At 60.5% G+C, this 20365-nt stretch carries 19 protein-coding genes; 10 read left to right on the top strand and 9 right to left on the bottom strand.

All coding sequences use genetic code 11. From position 1 onward, the window contains the following. Positions 1-182 precede the first annotated feature (182 nt). Genes JFU58_RS00630 through JFU58_RS00610 form a run of 5 tightly spaced genes read right to left on the bottom strand, consistent with a single transcriptional unit; the run spans position 183 to position 5572 of the window. A complete protein-coding gene (locus JFU58_RS00630; protein WP_201139688.1) occupies positions 183-1400 on the bottom strand; it encodes a phospholipase D-like domain-containing protein in 1218 nt (405 codons plus the stop codon). 55 nt (positions 1401-1455) lie between these two features. Beyond that, positions 1456-2103, bottom strand: a complete 648-nt coding sequence (locus JFU58_RS00625) for a MotA/TolQ/ExbB proton channel family protein (RefSeq protein ID WP_201139687.1) — start codon at positions 2101-2103, stop codon at positions 1456-1458. 17 nt (positions 2104-2120) lie between these two features. Continuing rightward, positions 2121-4403 carry a TonB-dependent receptor gene (locus JFU58_RS00620; RefSeq protein ID WP_201139686.1) on the bottom strand — a complete coding sequence of 761 codons (2283 nt, stop codon included), beginning with the start codon at positions 4401-4403 and terminating at the stop codon, positions 2121-2123. 24 nt (positions 4404-4427) lie between these two features. Beyond that, complete coding sequence (locus JFU58_RS00615; protein WP_201139685.1) at positions 4428-5162, bottom strand: energy transducer TonB family protein; 735 nt, start codon at positions 5160-5162, stop codon at positions 4428-4430. 2 nt (positions 5163-5164) lie between these two features. After that, the gene (locus JFU58_RS00610) at positions 5165-5572 is read right to left on the bottom strand and encodes an ExbD/TolR family protein (RefSeq protein ID WP_017480231.1); all 408 of its coding nucleotides are present in this window, start codon (positions 5570-5572) and stop codon (positions 5165-5167) included. Positions 5573-5761: 189 nt separating this feature from the next. Between JFU58_RS00610 and JFU58_RS00605 the strand changes: the two genes are divergently transcribed. Both JFU58_RS00605 and JFU58_RS00600 read left to right on the top strand, forming a co-directional pair. After that, on the top strand, positions 5762-6316 hold the full coding sequence (locus JFU58_RS00605) for a GNAT family N-acetyltransferase (RefSeq protein WP_201139684.1): 555 nt from the start codon (positions 5762-5764) through the stop codon (positions 6314-6316). Continuing rightward, the gene (locus tag JFU58_RS00600) at positions 6316-7884 is read left to right on the top strand and encodes an alkaline phosphatase D family protein (RefSeq protein WP_201139683.1); all 1569 of its coding nucleotides are present in this window, start codon (positions 6316-6318) and stop codon (positions 7882-7884) included. Before JFU58_RS00605 ends, JFU58_RS00600 begins: the two co-directional genes overlap by 1 nt. Here JFU58_RS00600 and JFU58_RS00595 read toward each other — a convergent pair whose 3' ends face one another. Continuing rightward, on the bottom strand, positions 7885-8511 hold the full coding sequence (locus JFU58_RS00595; protein WP_177027298.1) for an alanyl-tRNA editing protein: 627 nt from the start codon (positions 8509-8511) through the stop codon (positions 7885-7887). It lies immediately after the preceding gene. A 91-nt stretch (positions 8512-8602) separates the two neighbouring features. On the opposite strand from JFU58_RS00595, the gene JFU58_RS00590 reads away from it, so the two are divergent. Beyond that, on the top strand, positions 8603-9535 hold the full coding sequence (locus JFU58_RS00590; RefSeq protein WP_177071971.1) for a LysR family transcriptional regulator: 933 nt from the start codon (positions 8603-8605) through the stop codon (positions 9533-9535). Between the two features lie 126 nt (positions 9536-9661). Here JFU58_RS00590 and JFU58_RS00585 read toward each other — a convergent pair whose 3' ends face one another. Next, a complete protein-coding gene (locus tag JFU58_RS00585; protein WP_003217220.1) occupies positions 9662-10069 on the bottom strand; it encodes a PA2817 family protein in 408 nt (135 codons plus the stop codon). A gap of 74 nt (positions 10070-10143) precedes the next feature. Beyond that, positions 10144-12591, bottom strand: coding sequence for an acyl-CoA dehydrogenase (locus JFU58_RS00580; protein WP_201139682.1), 2448 nt, complete (start codon positions 12589-12591; stop codon positions 10144-10146). A gap of 191 nt (positions 12592-12782) precedes the next feature. Between JFU58_RS00580 and JFU58_RS00575 the strand changes: the two genes are divergently transcribed. The 4 genes from JFU58_RS00575 to JFU58_RS00560 all read left to right on the top strand — a co-directional run bounded on the left by JFU58_RS00575 (position 12783) and on the right by JFU58_RS00560 (position 15967). Continuing rightward, the gene (locus JFU58_RS00575; RefSeq protein ID WP_063028277.1) at positions 12783-13442 is read left to right on the top strand and encodes a transglutaminase-like domain-containing protein; all 660 of its coding nucleotides are present in this window, start codon (positions 12783-12785) and stop codon (positions 13440-13442) included. Between the two features lie 57 nt (positions 13443-13499). Then, positions 13500-14123: a glutathione S-transferase family protein gene (locus tag JFU58_RS00570; protein WP_201139681.1), complete on the top strand. Its 624-nt coding sequence runs from the start codon at positions 13500-13502 to the stop codon at positions 14121-14123. A 135-nt stretch (positions 14124-14258) separates the two neighbouring features. Then, on the top strand, positions 14259-15191 hold the full coding sequence (locus JFU58_RS00565; RefSeq protein ID WP_017480239.1) for an ABC transporter ATP-binding protein: 933 nt from the start codon (positions 14259-14261) through the stop codon (positions 15189-15191). Beyond that, positions 15188-15967, top strand: a complete 780-nt coding sequence (locus JFU58_RS00560; RefSeq protein WP_003217229.1) for an ABC transporter permease — start codon at positions 15188-15190, stop codon at positions 15965-15967. Before JFU58_RS00565 ends, JFU58_RS00560 begins: the two co-directional genes overlap by 4 nt. A gap of 899 nt (positions 15968-16866) precedes the next feature. Here JFU58_RS00560 and JFU58_RS00555 read toward each other — a convergent pair. Continuing rightward, positions 16867-17412, bottom strand: a complete 546-nt coding sequence (locus JFU58_RS00555; RefSeq protein WP_063028281.1) for a TetR/AcrR family transcriptional regulator — start codon at positions 17410-17412, stop codon at positions 16867-16869. 91 nt (positions 17413-17503) lie between these two features. Between JFU58_RS00555 and JFU58_RS00550 the strand changes: the two genes are divergently transcribed. From JFU58_RS00550 to JFU58_RS00540, 3 genes are all read left to right on the top strand, one after another. Beyond that, positions 17504-18697 carry an MFS transporter gene (locus JFU58_RS00550; RefSeq protein WP_093207638.1) on the top strand — a complete coding sequence of 398 codons (1194 nt, stop codon included), beginning with the start codon at positions 17504-17506 and terminating at the stop codon, positions 18695-18697. A gap of 41 nt (positions 18698-18738) precedes the next feature. Beyond that, positions 18739-19050 carry a cupin gene (locus JFU58_RS00545; RefSeq protein ID WP_063028285.1) on the top strand — a complete coding sequence of 104 codons (312 nt, stop codon included), beginning with the start codon at positions 18739-18741 and terminating at the stop codon, positions 19048-19050. A 106-nt stretch (positions 19051-19156) separates the two neighbouring features. After that, complete coding sequence (locus tag JFU58_RS00540; RefSeq protein WP_063028287.1) at positions 19157-20314, top strand: TDT family transporter; 1158 nt, start codon at positions 19157-19159, stop codon at positions 20312-20314. Positions 20315-20365 lie beyond the last annotated feature (51 nt).

Raw genomic sequence — 20365 nt, 5'->3', positions numbered from 1 at the left:
GGTCAAGCGAGACAAACCCCAGGCTCAGGGCATTTTCCGGCATATTCAGCGGTGAGAACTGACGCGCGCTGCGCACCACCACGCCCCGACTTCTGAGGGGCAGACTGCTGCCGTGTTACGGCAGCGCCTTCGCGAGCAAGCCCGCTCCCACTGGGTTTTTCGGTGAAGTTTGAAATGGGTTATCAAGGCTTGCCAGGATGCGGTTCCGGGTACTGCGCCGCTACATCCAGTGCCTTGGCATACGGCCCATCCCACAATTGCGCATGCAGCTCGCCCACACGCTTGGCCATCGCCGCGTCATGCATCACCACTTCCAGGTTGCGCGAGTTATCGAAGTAACCACCCAGCCAGTTACTGGTCCCCACCCACGCCACTTGCCCGTCGATTTCCATGGTCTTGCTGTGGATCACCCGCGCGTAAGGAATAAACCCTTGCTTGGCCTGCGGCAGGGTAACGATTTTGACCTCTACGTTGGGCAGCACGGCCAGGCTTTTCAGGTACGGCAATTCCAGGGCTTCGGTGTTCCAGTTGGACACCATCAGCTTCACCGACACACCACGCGCTGCGGCGGCGCGCACGGCGTTGTCGATCACCGCGTAGTACGGCCGGGTTCGGTCCGGCCCGTAGGACAGCGGCGCGTAGTCGAGCAGTTGCACGCGCACTTCTTTCTTGGCCTCGCTCAACAGGCGCGGCAGTTCCAATTGTGAATCGCCCACGCCGGGCGGATTGTAGCGTTGTGGGCTGGCCACCAGATAGTTGCCGGTGCGTCCCTGCTCCTGGCCCGCAGCCGGCAGCGGCACGGGTTGTTTATCTGTAAGGGCGGCCTGGGCTTGCCAGTCCTGATTGAAGATCGCCTGCACCTGGCTGACCACGGTTGTATCGCTGATGCGCAAACCGGTTTCGTGGATATGCTCCAGCGAACGCCAGTCGAAGTTCTGGCTGCCGATAAACGCCTGCTTGCCGTCCACCACCATGTATTTCGCGTGGATGATTCCGCCACTCAGTTGCCCGTACGAAAGCACGCGGAAGGTCAGGTTGGGAATCGCGCGCAAGCGCTCCAGGGTCGACGCTTCCGACAGCCGGATACCTTTTTCTTCCAACAGAAAGCGGATTTTCACCCCGCGCTTGCCGGCGGCTTCCAGGTGTTCGATGACCGTGTCCATCACCGAGCCGGGATGGTCGGCCGCGTAGAACTGGCCGATATCAATGCTGTTTTTTGCACCGTCAAACAACTCGATCCACACCGGGCCCGGCTGACGCAAATCGGCCGTGCCCAACGTGGTATCCACCGGCACGGTGTGCACCAGTTCAAACCCCGGAATTGAAAAGTCCGCCTGGGCAAGCGGACTGAGGAGCAAGCCGGTCAGGCCTGCGATACGCAACTTCATCGAGAGGGACATAGGCGTCTCATCGGGCAAAAAGAAAGGCGGGCGCATCATGCGCCCGCCTTGAAGGTCATGCTGTGCGGGTATGCAGCGGTGTCGGCACCAGGTGCGGCACTTCACCCTGTACGCGGGCACCGGTCGCAGCGCGGATCAGCAGGATTTTCAGCTGGTCGTTGATGCGCTCCAGGCTGTCCTGGAAGAAGTTGTGGAACACCACGCAGAACAGCGCGATGGCGATACCCAAACCCGTGGCGAACAGGGCCGTACCGATACCACCGGAAATCTGGCCCGGGTCGGACACGCCGGCAGTGGCCAGCGCTTTGAAGGTGTCGATGATGCCGAGAATGGTGCCCAGCAGGCCGAGCAGCGGCGCGGCGGTGGTGATGGTTTCGATGATCCACAGGCTGCGGGACAGCGGCGCGCGGGTCTTGAGGTACTGGGTTTCGATCTCGTCGTCCAGGTCCTTGCGCGAACCATTGGAAGCCTTCTGCGCCAGGATCGGCAGCACCATGCTCAGTGGCAGGCTGTCGCGGCGGGTCAGGTTTTCCGGCAGGTCACGCTCGCTGTGCACATTGGCGCCCAGCACTTCAGTCAGCGCACGGGCCTGACGGCGCACGTAGGCGAAGTAGATGCCACGTTCGATGGTGATGAAGATCGCAATCGCCAGGGCGGCGTACATCACATAAAAGGTGATTTGGTGAAGCAGGTTCATGTCCATGATGCTGAGCCTCGCAGTTAGAAATTGGCTTCCAGGGATACGGTGACGGTGCGGTCAAGCCCAACGATGTAAGCCGGGTCGCCGTCGCGGAAACCGCTGTAGCTCGCCGAGTTGGTCTTGGTGGTGTACACGCCGTCCAGGTACTTCTTGTCGAACAGGTTGTCGACGTTCAGGCGCAGGGTTGCGTCCTTGACGACTTTCTTGTCCACCGGCAGGTAGATACCGGCGCCGAGGTTGAAAACGATGCGGGCGGAGATGGCTTCGTCGTTGGTCAGGTCGCCATAGAGCTTGCTGGTGAACTTGCCGCCGAAGGTGCCGTAGAAGCGCCCGTCGTCATAGCCGACGTTGGCTGCGAGCATGTTGGTCGGCACGTTGGCGAATTGCTTGCCGCTGGTGGGCAGCACGATCGGCTTGCCGGCGCTGTACACCGTCAGGTCATCCTGCTGCTTGGAGCTGGTGTAGGTGTAGGAGGTGTAGTAGTTGAAGTTGTGCGGCAGCTTGCCGCTCCACTCCAGTTCCAGGCCTTTGTTGATGACGGTGCCGGCGTTGATATCGGCGGAATCACCATTGCTGTCCAGGGAGGTGAGTTGGCGATTCTTGAACTGCATGTAGAACAAGGTGGCGGCGAGGGTGCTGTCTTCGCCGGTGTAGCGCCAGCCCAGCTCCTGGTTCCAGCTGAGTTCCGGCTTGGAGTCGAGGGAGCCGACGCCTTTGTCGTACAGCACGTAGTTCTGCGGAATCCGCATGTTGCGCGACAGGCTATAGAACAACTGGTCACGCTCGTCGATCTGGTACTTCAGGCCGGCGTTGGGCAGCAGTTTGTTGTAGGTCTGGCTGGCCTTGCCCGGTTGCTCGGTGAGGCTGCCGTGGTTGGTGCCGTCACGCTCGACGTTCATGTAGGCGATGCCGGCGATCAGTGTCCAGTCCGAGTTGATGTACCAGGTGTCCTGGGTCCAGACCTTCTGCGCCGGCGTCACGGTGTAGCGGTCGCGCCCCTGCACGGTGTTGCCGTTGGCGTCGACCACGGAGTTGCCGTCGGGCCAGGTGTCGCTCGGCTTGCCGTTGTTCTTCAGGGCAATGAACGGCTGGGTCTGGCTTTGGCGGGCGCGTTCGTACCAGTAGCCGAATTGCAGGCTGTGATCGCCCAGGTCCCAGTTCAGCTTGGTGGTGATGCCCGGGCGCCAGGTCTGGGTGCGCGAAGGGCGGTAGTAGACGCCGGTGGTCGCGGAACCGTCGGCGTTGTATTGAGCCTGTGTCGGCAGGTTGCCGAGGTCGAAAACGCCGCCCTTGTTCGAGCCACTGTTCAGCGCATAGGCCGAAGAGCCCACGCCACTGCCGTTGCCGTAGTAGTAATACGGGATCACCGAGAGGGACAGATTGTCGCTCAGTTTGTACTGGGTGTTGAGCACGGCGGTGAAGGTCTGGAACGGGTTCTGCGCCAGGTCGTAGTAGCTGCTGATCTTGCCGTTGGCGCCCACCGCCGGTGTCGCCGGATACGGGTCGTACTTGCGGCCGTACTGCTGGAACTGTGACTTGGTCAGTTGGCTGTAGCTGTTGTTGTCCTGCTCGTGGTACTTGAGGATCAGGTTGGCGGTGTTGCCGTTGCCGGCGTCGAAGAAGCTGTTCCACTCCACCTTGTCCGCACGCACGGCACCCGAGCCGCGCCACATCTGGCCTTCGGTGTGGGAGGCCGACAGCCAGTTGCTCAGGCCGTTGACTTCACCGGTGTTGAGGCGGGCAAAGGTCTTGCGGGTGGCGTTGCTGCCGACCACTTGCTTGACGAAGGCACCGGTTTCCTTGGTGGGGCGAATGGTCACGATGCCGATGTTGCCGCCGCTGGAACCGATGTGCGGGCCGTCGGCTTCCGACGAGCCCTGGGTGACGAAAATCTGGTCGATGTTTTCCGGGTCGCCCAACAGGTTGGAGTACAAGGCGTAGTTGCCGGAGTCGTTGATCGGCATGCCGTCCACCGACATACCGACCTGGTCGGAGTTCATGCCGCGCATGGTGAAGCGGAAACCCGAGAGGCCGGTGTTGTCTTCACTGGAGATGTTCAGGCCCGGGGTGTACTTGAGCTTGTCGATGGCGTTGCCGGTGGCCGTCTGTTTGTCCAGCGCTTCCTTGGTGATGGTCGAGCGGCCCTTGGCGCTCTCTTCCTGGACCATGTAACCGCCCCCCGCGGTTGCCTTGCCCTGTACCCCAATAGTCCCGACGTCACTGTCGCTGGTGTCTGCCATGACCACTCCATGGGTCATGCTCGTCGCGGCAACGAGTGCCAGATGAATCCGGGTGAACTTCATCACTGTCGTCCTGGTGGTGTGTGCTTATTGCACGCTGTAGTTGAAGGTGGCGGTGAAGCGCTGCTCGTTACGTCCACCGAAGGCTTGTTCGGGGAACGGTTTCACCTGCTTGATACGGCGCAGGCTGTTGGTGGCGGCCCGGTTGAGCAGCATGCTCGGCGCCGGGGTCTGGATCCCGGAGTCGAGGACGCGGCCTTGGCGGTCCACCATTAACCAGACCACCACCTCGCCACTGGGGCGTTCGAGGGACGCCTGGCGCCCGGTGGGGTATTGCTTGTAGTTGTCCAACTCGTTGCGCAAGCCCTTGAGGTAGCCGCCTTCCAGCGCCTGACCGTCGACTTTCGGCGGCGCCGGTGGCGCGGCGGGTGCTGGCGTGGGTGCGGGAGCGGCTTGCACCGGTTTGGCGGCCACCGGAGCTGGCGCAGGCACAGGCGTTGGCTTGGCGACCACGGGCTTGGGCACCGGTTTTGGCTTGGGCTCAGGTTTTGGCAGAGGCTTGGGCACCGGTTTGGGTGGCGGAGGCGGCGGGGCGGGTTCGGCCTCTTCGTCTTCGATCACCGGCGGCGGTGGCTCTTGCTCCACCACGGGCTCGGGGACCACTTCCGGCTCGGGCTCCACCAAGGCAAGTTCAACCGCCGACTCGTCGTACTGCGGCTGGATCTTCAGGGGTTGGGACTGGATACCCAGTGCAATCAGCACCAGGGCGATCAGGGCCGGGACACTGCCCAGCAGCCGACGCGCACGAAACAAGGCATACATGATCAGGACTTTTTCGTGGCGATGGAGACAGAGGTAAAGCCACCCACGCGCAGGGTGTCCATCACCTCGACCAGGCGCGACACTTCCACGCCTTTGTCGCTGTTGACGATGATCGTCGACTTGGTGTCAGGCTTCTCGGCGGCCTTGAGAGCAGGCACCAGTGCCTCGACGCTCATGTCCTTGCCATCGAGCTGCAGCTGGCCTTCCAGGCCCAGGGTCAGGATGAATTTATTCTGCGGCTTGAGCTGTTGTGAACTGCTGGCGCTCGGCAACTGAGTCTTCATGCCCAGGGCCGGAATCACGTTCAAACTCACCAGTACAAAAAACACCAACAGGAACATCATCACGTCGATCATCGGGATCAGTTCGATGTGTGCCTTGCGCTTTTTGGGTTCATCCCAAGTTCTCATTCCGCTACCCCACCGTTGATTAGGGGCGACACGCTAGCAACCAAAAATGACCGAATGGTTAACTTTAATTTAAGCTTTTAAGGCTCTAGGACGCGTCTTACAGACGACTCGTGGGTCTATTTATCTACGTAATGAAACTGACACGACGCGGGTACATTCTTGGAGAATTTATTTCGCGAGTCCCTCTGCATGAGCATTGCACTGCCGCATTTATCCACCCCGCGCCTGCTGTTGAAACCTCTGCAAAAGGAGCAGGCCGAGACGTTGTCGGTGCTGGCCAACGATCCCGATATTGCGAACAACACGGCTGCGATTCCATCGCCTTACACCTTGGAAACCGCACACGTCTTTATTGATGGCCAGGCAGAGAATTACCGCTCGGGGCATTCACTGGGGCTGGGTATTCATCTGCGGGAAACGGGCGAATTGATCGGCGTGATCAGCCTCAGGTTGTCTGCGGCTCATCGAAGTGGGCATCTCGGGTATTGGGTGGCCGCCCATTGTCGAAGCCAGGGTTATGCCGCCGAAGCAGCGGCGCAGATCATGGCGTTTGGGTTTAGCGAATTGGCGCTGCAGCGTGTGGGCAGCCAGTGCTTTGCCCGTAACAAAGGGTCCGCTCGGGTCATGGAAAAAATCGGCTTGGCTTACGAAGGGTGCATGAAGGGCGCCTTCCTCAAGAACGGGGTGTACGAGGACATGTTGTTGTACGGCCTGGTGCGTGCCGACTGGACGGAGCGCGGTTGATGAGCGTCGATCACGACCGCCGTCGCGTACTGGGCGGGCTTGCAGTTGCCACCGCGTTTTCGATCCTTAGTCCTTTTGCCCGCAGTGCAGGCATCGACTATCCCTTCACCCTCGGCGTGGCTTCAGGCGATCCGTTGCCCGATGGTTTCGTGATCTGGACGCGCCTCGCGCCGTTGTTCAATGCCGCAGACGGTCGCGGCGGATTGAACCGAGCAGTGCCGGTGCGCTGGAAGGTGGCCAGTGATGCGGCGATGACGCGGGTTGTGCGCCAGGGCGAGGTGATGGCCAGCGAGTGTTTCGCCCATTCGGTGCATGTGGAAGTCGCCGGGCTGGAAGCGGGTCGACCGTACTGGTACCAGTTCGAAGGCCTCGGCGCGCAAAGCCCGGTGGGGCAGTCGCGTACGGCCCCGGCGGTGCATGCCATGGCGTCGGCGCAGTTGGGTTTTGTTTCCTGCTCTCATTGGGAGCGAGGCTACTTCAGCGCCTATCGTCACTTGGCAGATGAGCAGCCGGACCTGGTGTTTTTCCTCGGTGATTACATCTATGACAGTTCCTACGCGGCTGATTCCGGCAAGATCATTCGCCCCCACGGCAGCGGCAATGCGCTGAACCTGGTGGATTACCGCAACCGTTACGCCCTGTACAAGACCGATCCGGATTTGCAGGCACTGCATGCCGCGGCGCCCAGTGTGGTCACCTGGGACGATCACGAAGTGCAAAATGACTATGCCAATGAATGGTCCCAGGACCCGAACATCCCGGTGGCGAGTTTTCTCAAGCAGCGGGCGGCGGCCTACCAGGCGTTCTACGAGCATATGCCGCTGCGGGCGAGCAGCCTGCCGCGAGGGCCGGACATGCGCATTTATCGGCGTTTGGACTACGGCCGACTGGCGCGTTTCCATGTGCTGGACGGTCGCCAGTACCGCTCCGAGCAGCCGTGCATCCTGGCCAATGGCAGCCACAAGGGGCATGTGGCCGCGAATACCTGTGCCGACCTGCGCGATCCCCGTCGCACCATGCTCGGCTGGGAGCAGGAGGCTTGGCTGGATCAAGGTTTCGCCGAGTCCCGGGCGCAATGGAACGTGATCGCCCAGGACCTGTTGGTCGCGCCGCTCACACAACGAGACCTGACCAATCACAAGCCTGGCCGCTGGACCGATGGCTGGGATGGTTACATGGCCAACCGTGAACGGATGCTCGCTTCGATGGTGCGCAGGAAGGTGAATAACCCGGTGTTCTGGGGTGGCGATATTCACTCGTTCTGGGCGACGGACCTGCACGCTGACGGAGGGAACCTGGATTCGCCGGTGGTCGCTACCGAGTTTGTCGGCACCTCGGTGACCTCTGACGGGCCGCCGTTTGAGGCGTTCAGTGCGATCCTGCCGCTCAATCCCCATGTAAAGTTTTTCGACAGCCGCCAGCGCGGCTATGTGTCGGTAGCGCTTGAGGAGAAGAGCATGCTGACGCACTTCCGGGTGATTTCCGATCCGAAGGATCCGAATGCCAGTGTCTCAACCCTCAAGTCGTTTGTGGTGGAGTCGGGCAGGGCGGGAGCGATTGCGGTTTAGTCAGTCCAGGGTATAGCGCACCGACAACGCACCCTTTTTCTCGGAGAGGGCCAGGATCGTCACTTGGCCCACGTCCCCCAATGCCTGCACATGCGTACCGCCGCAGGCATAGGCCGGCAGCTCGCCAAAACCCACTTCCCGCGTGCCCTCATCCAGTGCCATATGGCGCGGCAGGTTGGCGGCGATCCATTGGTCGACTTGCCGCTGAATCGCCTCGGCGTCCATGGGTTGAGCCGAAGTACCGCGAATAAAGGTGATCTTGCCTTCGCCCGGCCAGTGATGGGCCTTGATCGGCATCCAGCCCAGGGTTTCGCCGGCATTGCCGATCAGATGCCCGGCTGAATGCAGGCGCGTGTGCAGGTTACGGCGGTCTTCATCGACGCGTGCCTGTATCGCGCCGGGTGCTACGGGGCGGTCGACGTAATGCACGATGCGATCGCCTTCCTGCACGACCTTCAACACCTGGCTTTCTCCCAGCCAGCCGGTGTCGCATGGCTGGCCGCCACCTTGGGGGTGGAAGATCGTCGACTGCAGGACTACCGCAAATTGGTTATCAAAAGGTGTGCATCCCAGCACTTCAAGTTCGGCATTCAGGTGGTCATGGGTAAAAAACAGGCGCTGGGTCATCATCTACATCCGCATCAGGGTTTCTATCCGGCAGTATAAGAAGTGCGCCAATGGGTGATAATCCGTTCAAATCTCAATGGACTTGTGCGTCATGAGCATCAATCTTCCCTTGCCTCTGCTCGGCGAAATGGCGATTTTCGTCAAGGTGGTGGAAACCGGCAGCTTTTCCGAGGCCGCACGGCAATTGGGTGCATCGCCGTCCTCTGTGAGCCGCAGCATCTCGCGCCTGGAAAAAGCCCTGGCGACCCGCCTGCTGCAACGCACCACGCGCAAGTTGCGCCTCAGCGAAGGAGGCGAAGAGGTGTTCAAGCGCTGCCAGGAGATGGTCAGCGCCGCGCGTTCTGTAATGGAAATCAGCGGGCAGTACACCCATGAAGCCGAAGGGTTGGTGCGGGTCAGCGTGCCCAAGGCGGTGGGGCGTTTTGTGGTGCATCCCCATATGCCGGAATTTCTGCGGCGTTATCCCAAGGTCGATGTGCAATTGATCCTTGAGGACCGGCATGTTGACCTGATTGATGACAATGTCGACCTGAGCATCCGCATCACCGACAGCCCGCCGCCGGGCTTGGTGGGGCGCCAATTACTACCTATCGAACACTTGATCTGCGCCACGCCGCATTACCTGGCGGAGCACGGTGCGCCGCAGGATCCCCATGATTTGTTGGAGCACAGTTGCATCTACCTGGGCGAGACGCCTGGGGATGCGCGCTGGAAGTTTCGCCAGGGCAGCAAGGCGGTGACGGTCGGGGTGCGCGGGCGGTATGCGGCGAATCACACCGGGGTGCGGCTGGATGCGGTGTTGCAGCATGTGGGAATTGGCAGCTTGCCGTATTTCACGGCGCGGCATGCGCTGGAAGCGGGGGAGGTGGTGCAGGTGTTGCCGGGGTGGGATTTTATTGCGTCGTACCACGGGGATGCCTGGTTGCTGCATTCGCCGACGCGATATCTGCCGCCGAAGTTGCGGGTGTTTATTGATTATCTGGTGGAGTGCATGGCTAAAGAGCCGACGCTGAAGAAACGGTAGGAATGCGATCGAAATGTGGGAGCGGGCTTGCTCGCGAATGCGGCGTATCAGTCACCTAAAATATTGACTGACACACCGCATTCGCGAGCAAGCCCGCTCCCACATTGGATCTTCGTTAGCCCTGAATCAGTGCTTGGGCTGGTCATTGGACATGGCCAACAACTGCTTTTCCTGGTTCCAGTCGAACGGTTCATCGTTCTGTTCCGCTTCGAAGCGACGCTCTTCCAGAGCCTGGTACAGGTCCAGTTCGTCGTCGGGCATGAAGTGCAGGCAGTCGCCACCGAAGAACCACAGCAGGTCGCGCGGTACCAGGTGAGCAATTTGCGGGTAGCGCAGGATGACCTGGCTCATCATGTCCTGGCCCAGGTACTGGCTTTCGATCGGGTCGATGGGCAGCAGGGCGCGCAGTTCATCGAAGCGCTCCAGGAACAGGAGGTGGCTTTCCTCGGGCACCTGTTCGGCTTCGCCGACGGCAACCAGGATGCTGCGCAGGTGGTCGAGCAAGACGAGATGATCGGCAACGACATTGGACACGAGATAAGTCCTCAAGAGCAAAACGGGCGCGAGAGTATATAGCTCAAGCGCCCGTTTTTATATGACCGCTGGGATCAGCGGACTTTTCCCTCAGCCTGGGTCAGCTCTTCCTTGCTGAAATCATCCACGTCGATCACCTTGCGTCGTGCCGCTTCGGCGTCACGCAGGGTCTGCGCCTCGGCTGGTTGCAGCACGCCGGCATGCAGCGCGGCGTCGATGGCGTGTTCGCCGGCGGTCGGTTTGACCTGGCCGCTCTTGAGGCCTTCGTGGAGTTTTTTCTGCAATGGATGGCTGTCGGCCAACAGGTCGTAGGCGTGTTGCAGGGCACCCACCGGATCTTCGGCGGACTGTGGGCGATAGCAGCCCGCTAGCACTGCTTCCAGCGTCGGGTCACCCTTGGCGCGACCAAGCACTGCGGCCACCTCGGCATCCAGTGCATCGGACGGGCCTTTATGACGGCGGCCGAACGGGAACACGATCACCCGCAACAGACAACCCAACACCTTGCTCGGGAAGTTGGTCAGCAATTCATCCAGTGCCCGCTCGGACTGGCCAAGGCTTTCTTCCATGGCCCAAGCGAAGAGCGGTTCCAGGTGGTCTGGCGAATCCAGGTCGTGATAACGCTTGAGCGCCGCCGACGCCAGGTACATATGGCTCAGCACATCACCGAGACGTGCCGACAGGCGTTCGCGACGTTTCAACTCGCCGCCCAGCAGCATCATGCTCAGGTCCGCCAGCATCGCAAACGCAGCAGCCTGACGGTTGAGTGCGCGGAAGTAGCCCTGGCTCAAGCGATTGCCCGGGGCTTTCTCGAAGTGGCCGAAACCGAGGTTCAGCACCAGGGTGCTGGCGGCGTTGCTCACGGCAAACCCGATGTGCTGCAGCAGCAGTCCGTCGAATTCCTTTAGGGCCTGGTCATGGTCTTCACGACCAGCCAGGGCCATTTCCTTGAGTACGAACGGATGGCAGCGGATCGCACCCTGGCCAAAGATCATCAGGTTGCGCGAGAGGATATTCGCGCCTTCCACGGTGATGAAGATCGGCGCGCCTTGCCAGCTGCGGCCCAGGTAGTTGTTGGGCCCCATGATGATGCCCTTGCCGCCGTGCACGTCCATTGCATGGCTGATGCACTCGCGGCCGCGTTCGGTCAGGTGGTACTTGAGAATCGCCGACAGCACCGAGGGTTTTTCTCCCAGGTCGACGGCATTGGAGGTGAGCATTCGCGCGCTGTCCATCAGCCACGCGTTACCGCCGATGCGGGCCAAGGCTTCCTGGATGCCTTCAAAGGCCGCCAGCGGTACGTTGAACTGCTCACGCACCTGGGCATATTGGCCGGTCACCAGGCTGGTGAACTTGGCCGCGCCGGTGCCAACCGCTGGCAGGGAAATCGAACGGCCTACCGACAGGCAGTTCATCAGCATCATCCAGCCCTTGCCGAGCATTTCCTGGCCACCGATCAGGAACTCCAGGGGAATGAACACGTCCTTGCCGGAGTTGGGGCCGTTCATGAACGCGGCACCCAGTGGCAGGTGACGGCGGCCGATTTCAACGCCCGGTGTGTCGGTGGGGATCAGCGCGAGGCTGATGCCGAGGTCTTCTTTGTCGCCCAGCAGGTGGTCCGGGTCGTGGGCCTTGAAGGCCAGGCCAAGCAGGGTCGCCACCGGGCCGAGGGTGATGTAGCGTTTTTCCCAGTTCAGGCGCAGGCCGAGGGTTTCCTTGCCTTCCCATTCGCCTTTGCAGATCACCCCGGTGTCGGGCATGGAGCCGGCATCGGAGCCCGCCAGTGGACCGGTCAGGGCAAAACACGGGATATCGTCGCCACGGGCGAGGCGGGGCAGGTAATGGTTGCGCTGTTCATCGGTGCCGTAGTGCAGCAGCAATTCGGCCGGGCCCAGGGAGTTGGGGACCATGACCGTGGAGGCGAGGTCGCCGCTGCGGGTTGCCAGCTTCATCGCGACCTGGGAGTGGGCGTAGGCGGAGAAGCCTTTGCCACCGAATTCCTTGGGGATGATCAGGGCAAAAAAACCGTGCTGCTTGATGTGCTCCCAAGCGGCGGGCGGCAGGTCCATGGCCTGGCCGATTTCCCAGTCGGTGACCATGGCGCACAGTTCTTCAGTAGGACCGTCGATGAAGGCTTGTTCTTCTTCGGTCAGTTGCGCCTTGGGATAGGCCAGCAACTTGTCCCAGTCGGGGCGGCCGCTGAACAGCTCGCCGTCCCACCAGACGGTGCCGGCGTCGATGGCGTCGCGCTCAGTCTCGGACATCGGCGGCAGGACTTTCTGGAACCAGTTGAACAGCGGCGCGGTGAAGTACTTGCGACGCAGGTCCGGCAGCAGCAGCGGGGCGGCCACCACGGCGATCAGCACCCAGAAGATCAACAGCAACCAGCCTGGAGCATGGCTGAAGGCGCCCATCGCCAAGAGGTAGACGGCGACCACGCCGATGGCGGGCAGGGGCGCGATGCGCCGGTGCGCCAGGTAGGCAATGCCCACCACCAGAACCAGTATCCACAACAACAGCATATTCAATCCTCCGTGAAACCAGGTGCGAAATCACCTCTGAGCTTAGTCGGCATCCGAAAAAGCGCGGTGACGAGGGTGTTACGTGGTGTGCCGGCAAAGATCAGCACCAAGCGCCGACATTTGGCCGAATCGTCGTTATCCCAGGTGCAGGCCTGTGGTTAGACTCAAGGCTTGCCTCGGAGATTAACCTCATGAATGCGTACTTGAATCCCGGCCGCTTCATCGATAGTGACCACCCTGCGGTGGTGGAGTTCGCCGAAAAACATCGCGGTTCGAGTGCCGCGCTCAGTGACCAGGCAGTCAGTCTTTACTACGCTGTGCGCGAGGCGGTGCGCTACAACCCTTACACCTTCAGCCGTGACCCGCAAACCCTCAGCGGCAGCTTCGCCCTGGCGGCCGGCGAGAGTTATTGCGTGCCCAAGGCGACGCTATTGGCGGCGTGCGCAAGGCACTGTGGCATTCCGGCACGCATCGGCCTGGCCGACGTGCGCAACCACCTCTCGACGCCCCGTTTGATCGAGCTGCTCAGAAGTGACGTATTTGCCATGCACGGCTACACCGAGCTGTATCTGGATGGCCGTTGGGTCAAGGCCACGCCCGCATTCAACCAGCAACTGTGTGAACTGTTCGACGTGCCACCCCTGGAGTTCGACGGCATCCACGACAGTGTTTTCCACGCCTTCAACCGCAAGGGCCAGCGTTCCATGGAGTACGTGGTGGACCATGGGCAATTCGCCGAAGTGCCCGAGGAATTCTTCTTCGCTCACATTCAGAAATGTTACCCGCACCTGTTTGGCGAGCAGATGCCGATCCTGTTGGGCGACATGCAGAGTGATTTAAGCCGGGCGTGATCCGGCGTATGCTGCCTCGGCATTCATCCAACCATCTTTTTCAAAATCGGGGCGGTCATGCTGAAAATCTGGGGTCGTAAAAATTCGTCAAACGTCAGGAAAGCACTGTGGTGCGCCGAGGAGCTCGGCCTGGACTATGAGGCAATTGATGCGGGCGGGGCTTTTGGTGTGGTCGACACGCCGCAATACCGCGCGCTGAACCCCAATGGCCGCGTGCCGATGATTGAAGATGGCGACTTTGTGCTCTGGGAGTCCAACACCATCGTGCGCTATCTGGCCGCCAAGCATGCGCCGGATTCGAACTGGTACCCGAGCGACCTGCAAGCCCGCGCCAACGCCGAAAAGTGGATGGACTGGACCACCTCTACCCTCGCCGACCCTTTCAGGACCGTGTTCTGGGGCGTACTTCGCACCCCTGCCGAAAAGCAGAACTGGGACACCATCAACGCTGGTCGCCAGGCTTGCATCGACGTATTGCAGACGGTGGATCAGGCCTTGGCGACGCAACCTTACCTCTCCGGCAAAGAGATCGGCATGGGTGATATTCCCTTGGGCTGTTTCATCTATGCCTGGTTCGAGATGCCCATCGAACGCCCGTCGATGCCGAACCTGGAGGCCTGGTACCAGCGCCTGCGCCAGCGTCCGGCCTATCAAAAAGCGGTCATGACCGCGTTGACCTGATACCCACTATTAATACGGGTGACTGTACTTGTGCGGCGCGGACAAGCACCATGCTTGTCACGCGCAGCCGTTGTATTCCGTGCGGTCCGCCCTCATGTAACAATCCTATTCCTCTTCTTTGGTGCGTAATCCGATATGAGTTCCGCTCTGTCCATCCGGCAGCTAACCAAAACCTACGGCAACGGTTTCCAGGCCCTGAGTGGTATCGATCTGGACGTTGCCGAAGGTGATTTCTTCGCCTTGCTCGGCCCTAACGGCGCCGGCAAATCCACCACCATCGGCATTCTCTCGACCCTGGTCAACAAGACCACCGGTACAGTGAACATCTTTGGCCACGACCTGGATAAATCCCCGGCGGCGCTCAAGCGCAGCATTGGCGTGGTGCCCCAGGAGTTCAACTTCAACCAGTTTGAAAAGACCTTCGACATCGTTGTGACCCAAGCCGGTTACTACGGCATCCCGCCGAAGATCGCCAAGGAACGTGCCGAGCAATACCTCACCCAACTGGGGTTGTGGGACAAGCGCGACGTGCCTTCACGCTCCCTGTCTGGCGGCATGAAGCGCCGCCTGATGATCGCCCGCGCCCTGGTTCACGAACCGCGCCTGCTGATCCTCGACGAACCGACGGCGGGTGTGGACATCGAACTGCGTCGCTCGATGTGGACCTTCCTCACCGAGCTGAACCAGAAAGGCATCACCATCATCCTCACCACCCACTACCTGGAAGAGGCTGAGCAGCTGTGCCGCAACATCGGCATCATCGACCACGGCACCATCGTCGAAAACACCAGCATGCGTAACTTGCTGAGCCAGTTGCACGTCGAGACCTTCCTGCTCGACCTGAAAAACGACATGACGGTTGCGCCCCAGCTGATCGGCTACCCGAATCGCCTGGTGGACAGCCACACCCTGGAAGTTCAGGTAGACAAAGCCGTGGGCATCACCGCGTTGTTCGGCCAGTTGGCCACCCAGAACATCGAAGTGCTGAGCCTGCGTAACAAAACCAATCGCCTTGAGGAGTTGTTCGTGTCCCTGGTGGAGAAAAATCTGGCGAAGGTGGCGGTATGAGTTCGGAACTGCAACCCAACCTCGTCGCGCTGCAGACCATCGTCTACCGCGAAGTGAAACGCTTCACCCGGATCTGGCCGCAAACCCTGCTGCCGCCGGCGATCACCATGGTTTTGTACTTTGTGATCTTCGGCAACCTGATTGGTCGGCAGATCGGTGATATGGGTGGCTTCACCTATATGGAGTACATCGTGCCGGGGTTGATCATGATGTCGGTGATTACCAACTCCTATGGCAACGTGGTGTCGAGCTTTTTTGGTAGCAAGTTCCAGCGGTCCATCGAGGAATTGATGGTGTCGCCGGTGTCGCCCCATACGATTCTGATCGGCTACACCCTGGGCGGCGTGCTGCGTGGGTTGATGGTCGGGGTGATTGTGACGCTGCTGTCGTTGTTCTTTACCCATTTGCAGGTGCATCACCTGGGGATCACCTTGCTGGTGGTGGTGCTGACGGCGACGATCTTTTCGTTGCTGGGGTTCATCAACGCGGTGTTTGCGCGCAACTTTGATGATATTTCGATTATTCCGACCTTTGTGCTGACGCCGTTGACGTACCTGGGTGGGGTGTTTTATTCGATCACCTTGCTGCCGCCGTTCTGGCAGACGGTGTCGTTGGCTAACCCGGTTTTGCATATGGTTAACGCTTTTCGCTATGGCATCTTGGGTGTTTCGGATATCAAGATCAGTGTGGCGATCACGTTTATGCTGGTGGCGACGGTGGTGCTGTATGTGGGGTGTGCGCGGTTGCTGGTGAGTGGGCGTGGGATGCGCACCTAAGCGTTTAGATGTAATGAGAAACGGCCTCCAGATGAGGCCGTTTTTTTGGGATTTTGGGGGGGAGTACATATCCGTTATTTAGGTAACGGCTGCTTATGGTTCCGCTCTTACAGCGGGTCACTTTTGGCAAACGCCCCAAAAGTAACCAAAAGGTCTTTGCCCCACCACTCGGTGCCTCGCCTAGGCTCGGCATGCCCGCACTCCGGCCCGGTTCCGCGGGCCGCCGCGACGGGCCATCCATGGCCCGGCGCGGCTAAATCGGCATCCCTGCCGATTTACCCGCTCCACCGTGCCTACTTGCGGCCATCGTGGTTGACGGGGCCCGAAGATCAGAATCAAAAGCAGATCAAAAGCAGAGCACAGCGGCCTACCGGCCGGCTTGAGTGTTAGAAGCCAGATCAAAAGCCAGAGCCAGAGCGAAAGCAGCTCTGCTTTTCTGTGGGAGCTGGCTTGCCTGCGATGCAGACACCTCGGTGCATCAGGTACACCCAGTTGATGCTATCGCAGGCAAGCCAGCTCCCACATTTGACCGTGCCCGCTTTAGCTTTTGATTTGGCTTTTGCTTCACAACACTCAAGCCGGCCGGTAGGCCGCTGTGCTCTTGCTGTTGATCTTGATCTTAGGCGCCCCGTTAAACCACGCTGGCCGAACGCAGGCTTTGGAGCGTGGGTAACCCGGCAGGACGCCGGGTTAGCCGTCCTGGGCCAGGGATGGCCCATGACGGCGGCCCACGGTCCAAAGCCGGAGTGAGGGCACACCGAGCCTAGGCGAGGTGCCGAGTGGTGGGGCAAGAGCGTTTTGCTTACTTTTGCGCTGTTCAAAAGTGAGCCGCTGTAAGAGCGGAACCATAGGCGGCCGTTACCGCAGCAACGGATATACACCCAAACCCACAACCCACCTCACCCCCGCAAAGCCAACTCAATCAACTCATGCAGCTCTTCAACCTCCAACGGCGCAGTAGAAAACAAACTGCGAAACACGGTGGGCGCGACGATCAGGTTGATCAGCCGATCCACGCTGGGGGCAGTTTCAGCATCGCCCGGATAGCGATCCAGGATCGTCTCCAACTGCCCGGTGAGAATCCCCACGCAATACCCCGGCGCCTGACTGCATTGCACATCGCGCATCATCTCCCGGCCAAGATCCGAACTCATCTCATCGCGATATTGCTCACCCCAGGCCCGCAGGTCGCCACGCAGGCTGCCAGTGTTGGCCGGCTCACTGTCCGGCCGCAGACGAGCCATGGCGACATCCGCCAACAGCGCAGCAAGGTCACCCCAACGGCGGTAGATAGTCGAGGGCGTAACCCCGGCGCGCGTCGCTATCTGCGGCACGGTCACGCTGGAACGGTCCTGCTCTTCGAGCAATTCGCGCACAGCCGAATGCACTGATTCCTGAACCCGGGCACTACGGCCCCCCGGGCGGAGCCCTTCTTTTATCGCCATGCGTAAAACCTTAACACAAAGAATTTGCTTTAAGCGCCATCCAGTAGCACACTCCGCAAAAGCAAAATATTAGCTTTAGCGGAGCGTGCCCATGTCCAGCGTTACTTCCCATCGTTCCAGCCTGGTGTTCCTCGCGATCACCTTGCTCACGTTTCTCGCCGCCTCCAGCGCGCCGACGCCGTTGTACCACCTCTATCAGGAAGGCCTGCATTTTTCGGCAGCAATGTTGACCCTGGTATTCGGCATCTACGCCTTGAGCCTGCTGGCTGCCCTGCTGACCGTAGGTTCACTGTCGGACCATCTGGGGCGCAAGCCGGTGATTTTTGCCGCGCTGCTCCTCGATATGCTGGCGATGCTACTGTTTATCAATGCCGACAGCGTCGGCTGGCTGATTGCCGCTCGCACGGTACAAGGCTTTGCCACCGGCATGGCCACCGCCGTATTGGGCGCCGCGTTGCTCGACACTGACCGCCAGCAAGGTCCGTTGATCAACAGCGTAGCGCCTTTGTTGGGCATGGCCTGTGGCGCCATGGGTTGCAGCCTGCTGGTGGAGTTCGCGCCGATGCCGACGACGTTGATTTATTGGACCCTGCTCGTGTTGATGATCCTCCAAGCGTTGTACGTCTGGCGCCTGCCGGAAACAGTCAGCCGGATGCCTGGCGCGCTGGCCTCGCTGTGGCCTACCTTGCATGTGCCACCCCAGGCGCGTCGTGCGTTGTGGATCTCATTGCCGGTGGATGTAGCGGTGTGGGCCATGGGCGGCTTTTACCTGTCCCTGGCGCCCTCGCTGGTACGAGCGGCCACCGGGTCCACCTCGAACCTGATTGGCGGCGGGCTGGTCGCGGTGTTGACGCTGAGCGGTGCGGTGATGATTTTCAGCCTGCGCAACCGCCCGGCGGACAAGGTCCTGCGGTTGGGCGCCGTGCTGCTGGCGGTGGGTGTCGCGCTGATCCTCACGGCCGTCCACAGCGCCAGCCTGCCGCTGTTTTTCATTGCCACACTGATCGCCGGCGGCGGCTTCGGCTCGGGGTTCCTCGGCGCACTGCGCAGCGTTTTACCGTTGGCCTTGCCCCATGAGCGAGCGGGTTTGATGTCAGCGTTCTATGTGCTGAGTTACCTGGCGTTCTGCGTGCCGTCGTTGTTGGCGGGCAACTTGACGCGCACCTTCGGTTTGATCGCCACCACCGACGGTTACGGCGTGGTGCTGATCGTATTGGCGCTCGGCGCGTTGGTGGCGTTGCTATTGCAGGATTTGGCGCGGAGCAGGGCGACGGCGGGTAATTGATTCGGTAATAATTCGCCACCCGTACGCCTTGGGATTCACACATGAAGATCATCCGCAGCAAGGACTTCACCGGCAGCCGCGCCTGGGAGGCGCTGGACATCGCCAACATGAACGGCATCACCACCCGGTTGCACTGGACCGACCAGCCGTACCGCTGGCACGTGAATGACGGGGAGGAGGTGTTCGTGGTGCTCGATGGCCAGGTGCAGATGCACTACCGCGAAAACGGCACCGAGCAGATGGCGTTACTGCAGGTCGGTGACATATTCTACGCCAGCGTCGGCACCGAGCATGTGGCCCATCCACAGGGCCCGGCACGGATTCTGGTGATTGAATCCGAAGGCAGCGTTTAATCGTATATCTACAAAACAGATAACAGTTAGAGATATTACCCGTTATATAGATATTCGATTCGGTTCTACCATGGTCTCAACCTCATGCGAGGAAGAGGAATACACCATGACTTGCCCGAATACGCTTCACAGCAGCAGCTTGAAACCCTTCAGTCACCTGGCCCGTCCCCGGGAAGTGATTCGCCAGTTCACCCCCAACTGGTTTGCCGCCACCATGGGCACCGGGGTGCTGGCGTTGGCGCTGGCGCAATTGCCGGTCAACCTGCCGGGGCTGCACGCCGTGGCCGAAGGGCTGTGGCTGTTTACCATCGGCCTGTTTGTGCTGTTCAGTGTGTTGTACGCGGCGCGCTGGGTGATGTTTTTCCACGAGGCGCGGCGCATTTTCGGGCACTCCACGGTGTCGATGTTCTTCGGCACCATTCCCATGGGCCTGGCGACCATCATCAATGGCTTCCTGGTATTCGGCCTGCCGCGCTGGGGTGATGGCGTGGTGCAACTGGCCGAAGTGCTGTGGTGGCTGGACGTGGCGATGGCCCTGGCCTGCGGGGTGTTGATACCGTTCATGATGTTCACCCGCCAGGAACACAGCATCGACCAGATGACCGCCGTTTGGCTGCTGCCGGTGGTGGCCGCTGAAGTCGCCGCCGCCAGCGGTGGCCTGCTGGCGCCGCACCTGGCCGATGCCCATTCGCAACTGGTGATGCTGGTGACCAGCTACGTGTTATGGGCGTTTTCCCTGCCGGTGGCGTTCAGCATCCTGACCATCCTGATGCTGCGCATGGCCCTGCATAAACTGCCTCACGCCAATATGGCCGCGTCGAGCTGGCTGGCCCTCGGCCCCATCGGTACCGGCGCCCTGGGCATGTTGGTGCTGGGCAGTGATGCACCGGCCATCTTTGCGGCAAATGGCTTGCCCGGCGTCGGCGAGATGGCCAACGGCATTGGTCTGGTAGCGGGGATCACCCTGTGGGGCTTCGGCTTGTGGTGGATGCTGATCGCGGTGCTCATCACCGTGCGTTACCTGCGGGCCGGCATTCCGTTCAACCTTGGCTGGTGGGGCTTCACCTTCCCATTGGGTGTGTACTCGCTGGCGACGCTGAAACTGGCGAGCACCTTGCACCTGGGCTTTTTCAGCATCGTCGGCAGTGTGCTGGTGGCAGCGTTGGCCTTGATGTGGCTGATCGTTGCCAAGCGCACGGTGCAAGGTGCCTATAAAGGTGAGCTTTTTGTATCGCCGTGCATTGCAGGACTAGCGAATAAGTAAGCAGGATTAGGTAAAGTCGTGGCCTGGAAAAACCAATAACAGTCTTCAGGC

This window comes from Pseudomonas sp. TH34, from assembly GCF_016650865.1.
GTDB classification, from domain to species: Bacteria; Pseudomonadota; Gammaproteobacteria; order Pseudomonadales; family Pseudomonadaceae; genus Aquipseudomonas; species Aquipseudomonas yamanorum.
Note: the sequence above shows the minus strand (reverse complement) of the source record. Positions and strands in the feature narration are given on the sequence as shown.

What these genes read in the sequence shown, in the direction of transcription:
- JFU58_RS00630 (WP_201139688.1), bottom strand. Translation starts at nt 1,400, where the DNA reads ATGTCCCTCTCGATGAAGTTGCGTATCGCAGGCCTGACCGGCTTGCTC.
- JFU58_RS00570 (WP_201139681.1), top strand. Translation starts at nt 13,500, where the DNA reads ATGCTGAAAATCTGGGGTCGTAAAAATTCGTCAAACGTCAGGAAAGCA.
- JFU58_RS00565 (WP_017480239.1), top strand. Translation starts at nt 14,259, where the DNA reads ATGAGTTCCGCTCTGTCCATCCGGCAGCTAACCAAAACCTACGGCAAC.
- JFU58_RS00620 (WP_201139686.1), bottom strand. Translation starts at nt 4,403, where the DNA reads ATGAAGTTCACCCGGATTCATCTGGCACTCGTTGCCGCGACGAGCATG.
- JFU58_RS00545 (WP_063028285.1), top strand. Translation starts at nt 18,739, where the DNA reads ATGAAGATCATCCGCAGCAAGGACTTCACCGGCAGCCGCGCCTGGGAG.
- JFU58_RS00610 (WP_017480231.1), bottom strand. Translation starts at nt 5,572, where the DNA reads ATGAGAACTTGGGATGAACCCAAAAAGCGCAAGGCACACATCGAACTG.
- JFU58_RS00625 (WP_201139687.1), bottom strand. Translation starts at nt 2,103, where the DNA reads ATGGACATGAACCTGCTTCACCAAATCACCTTTTATGTGATGTACGCC.
- JFU58_RS00555 (WP_063028281.1), bottom strand. Translation starts at nt 17,412, where the DNA reads ATGGCGATAAAAGAAGGGCTCCGCCCGGGGGGCCGTAGTGCCCGGGTT.
- JFU58_RS00540 (WP_063028287.1), top strand. Translation starts at nt 19,157, where the DNA reads ATGACTTGCCCGAATACGCTTCACAGCAGCAGCTTGAAACCCTTCAGT.
- JFU58_RS00590 (WP_177071971.1), top strand. Translation starts at nt 8,603, where the DNA reads ATGAGCATCAATCTTCCCTTGCCTCTGCTCGGCGAAATGGCGATTTTC.
- JFU58_RS00595 (WP_177027298.1), bottom strand. Translation starts at nt 8,511, where the DNA reads ATGACCCAGCGCCTGTTTTTTACCCATGACCACCTGAATGCCGAACTT.
- JFU58_RS00615 (WP_201139685.1), bottom strand. Translation starts at nt 5,162, where the DNA reads ATGTATGCCTTGTTTCGTGCGCGTCGGCTGCTGGGCAGTGTCCCGGCC.
- JFU58_RS00575 (WP_063028277.1), top strand. Translation starts at nt 12,783, where the DNA reads ATGAATGCGTACTTGAATCCCGGCCGCTTCATCGATAGTGACCACCCT.
- JFU58_RS00550 (WP_093207638.1), top strand. Translation starts at nt 17,504, where the DNA reads ATGTCCAGCGTTACTTCCCATCGTTCCAGCCTGGTGTTCCTCGCGATC.
- JFU58_RS00605 (WP_201139684.1), top strand. Translation starts at nt 5,762, where the DNA reads ATGAGCATTGCACTGCCGCATTTATCCACCCCGCGCCTGCTGTTGAAA.
- JFU58_RS00580 (WP_201139682.1), bottom strand. Translation starts at nt 12,591, where the DNA reads ATGCTGTTGTTGTGGATACTGGTTCTGGTGGTGGGCATTGCCTACCTG.
- JFU58_RS00560 (WP_003217229.1), top strand. Translation starts at nt 15,188, where the DNA reads ATGAGTTCGGAACTGCAACCCAACCTCGTCGCGCTGCAGACCATCGTC.
- JFU58_RS00600 (WP_201139683.1), top strand. Translation starts at nt 6,316, where the DNA reads ATGAGCGTCGATCACGACCGCCGTCGCGTACTGGGCGGGCTTGCAGTT.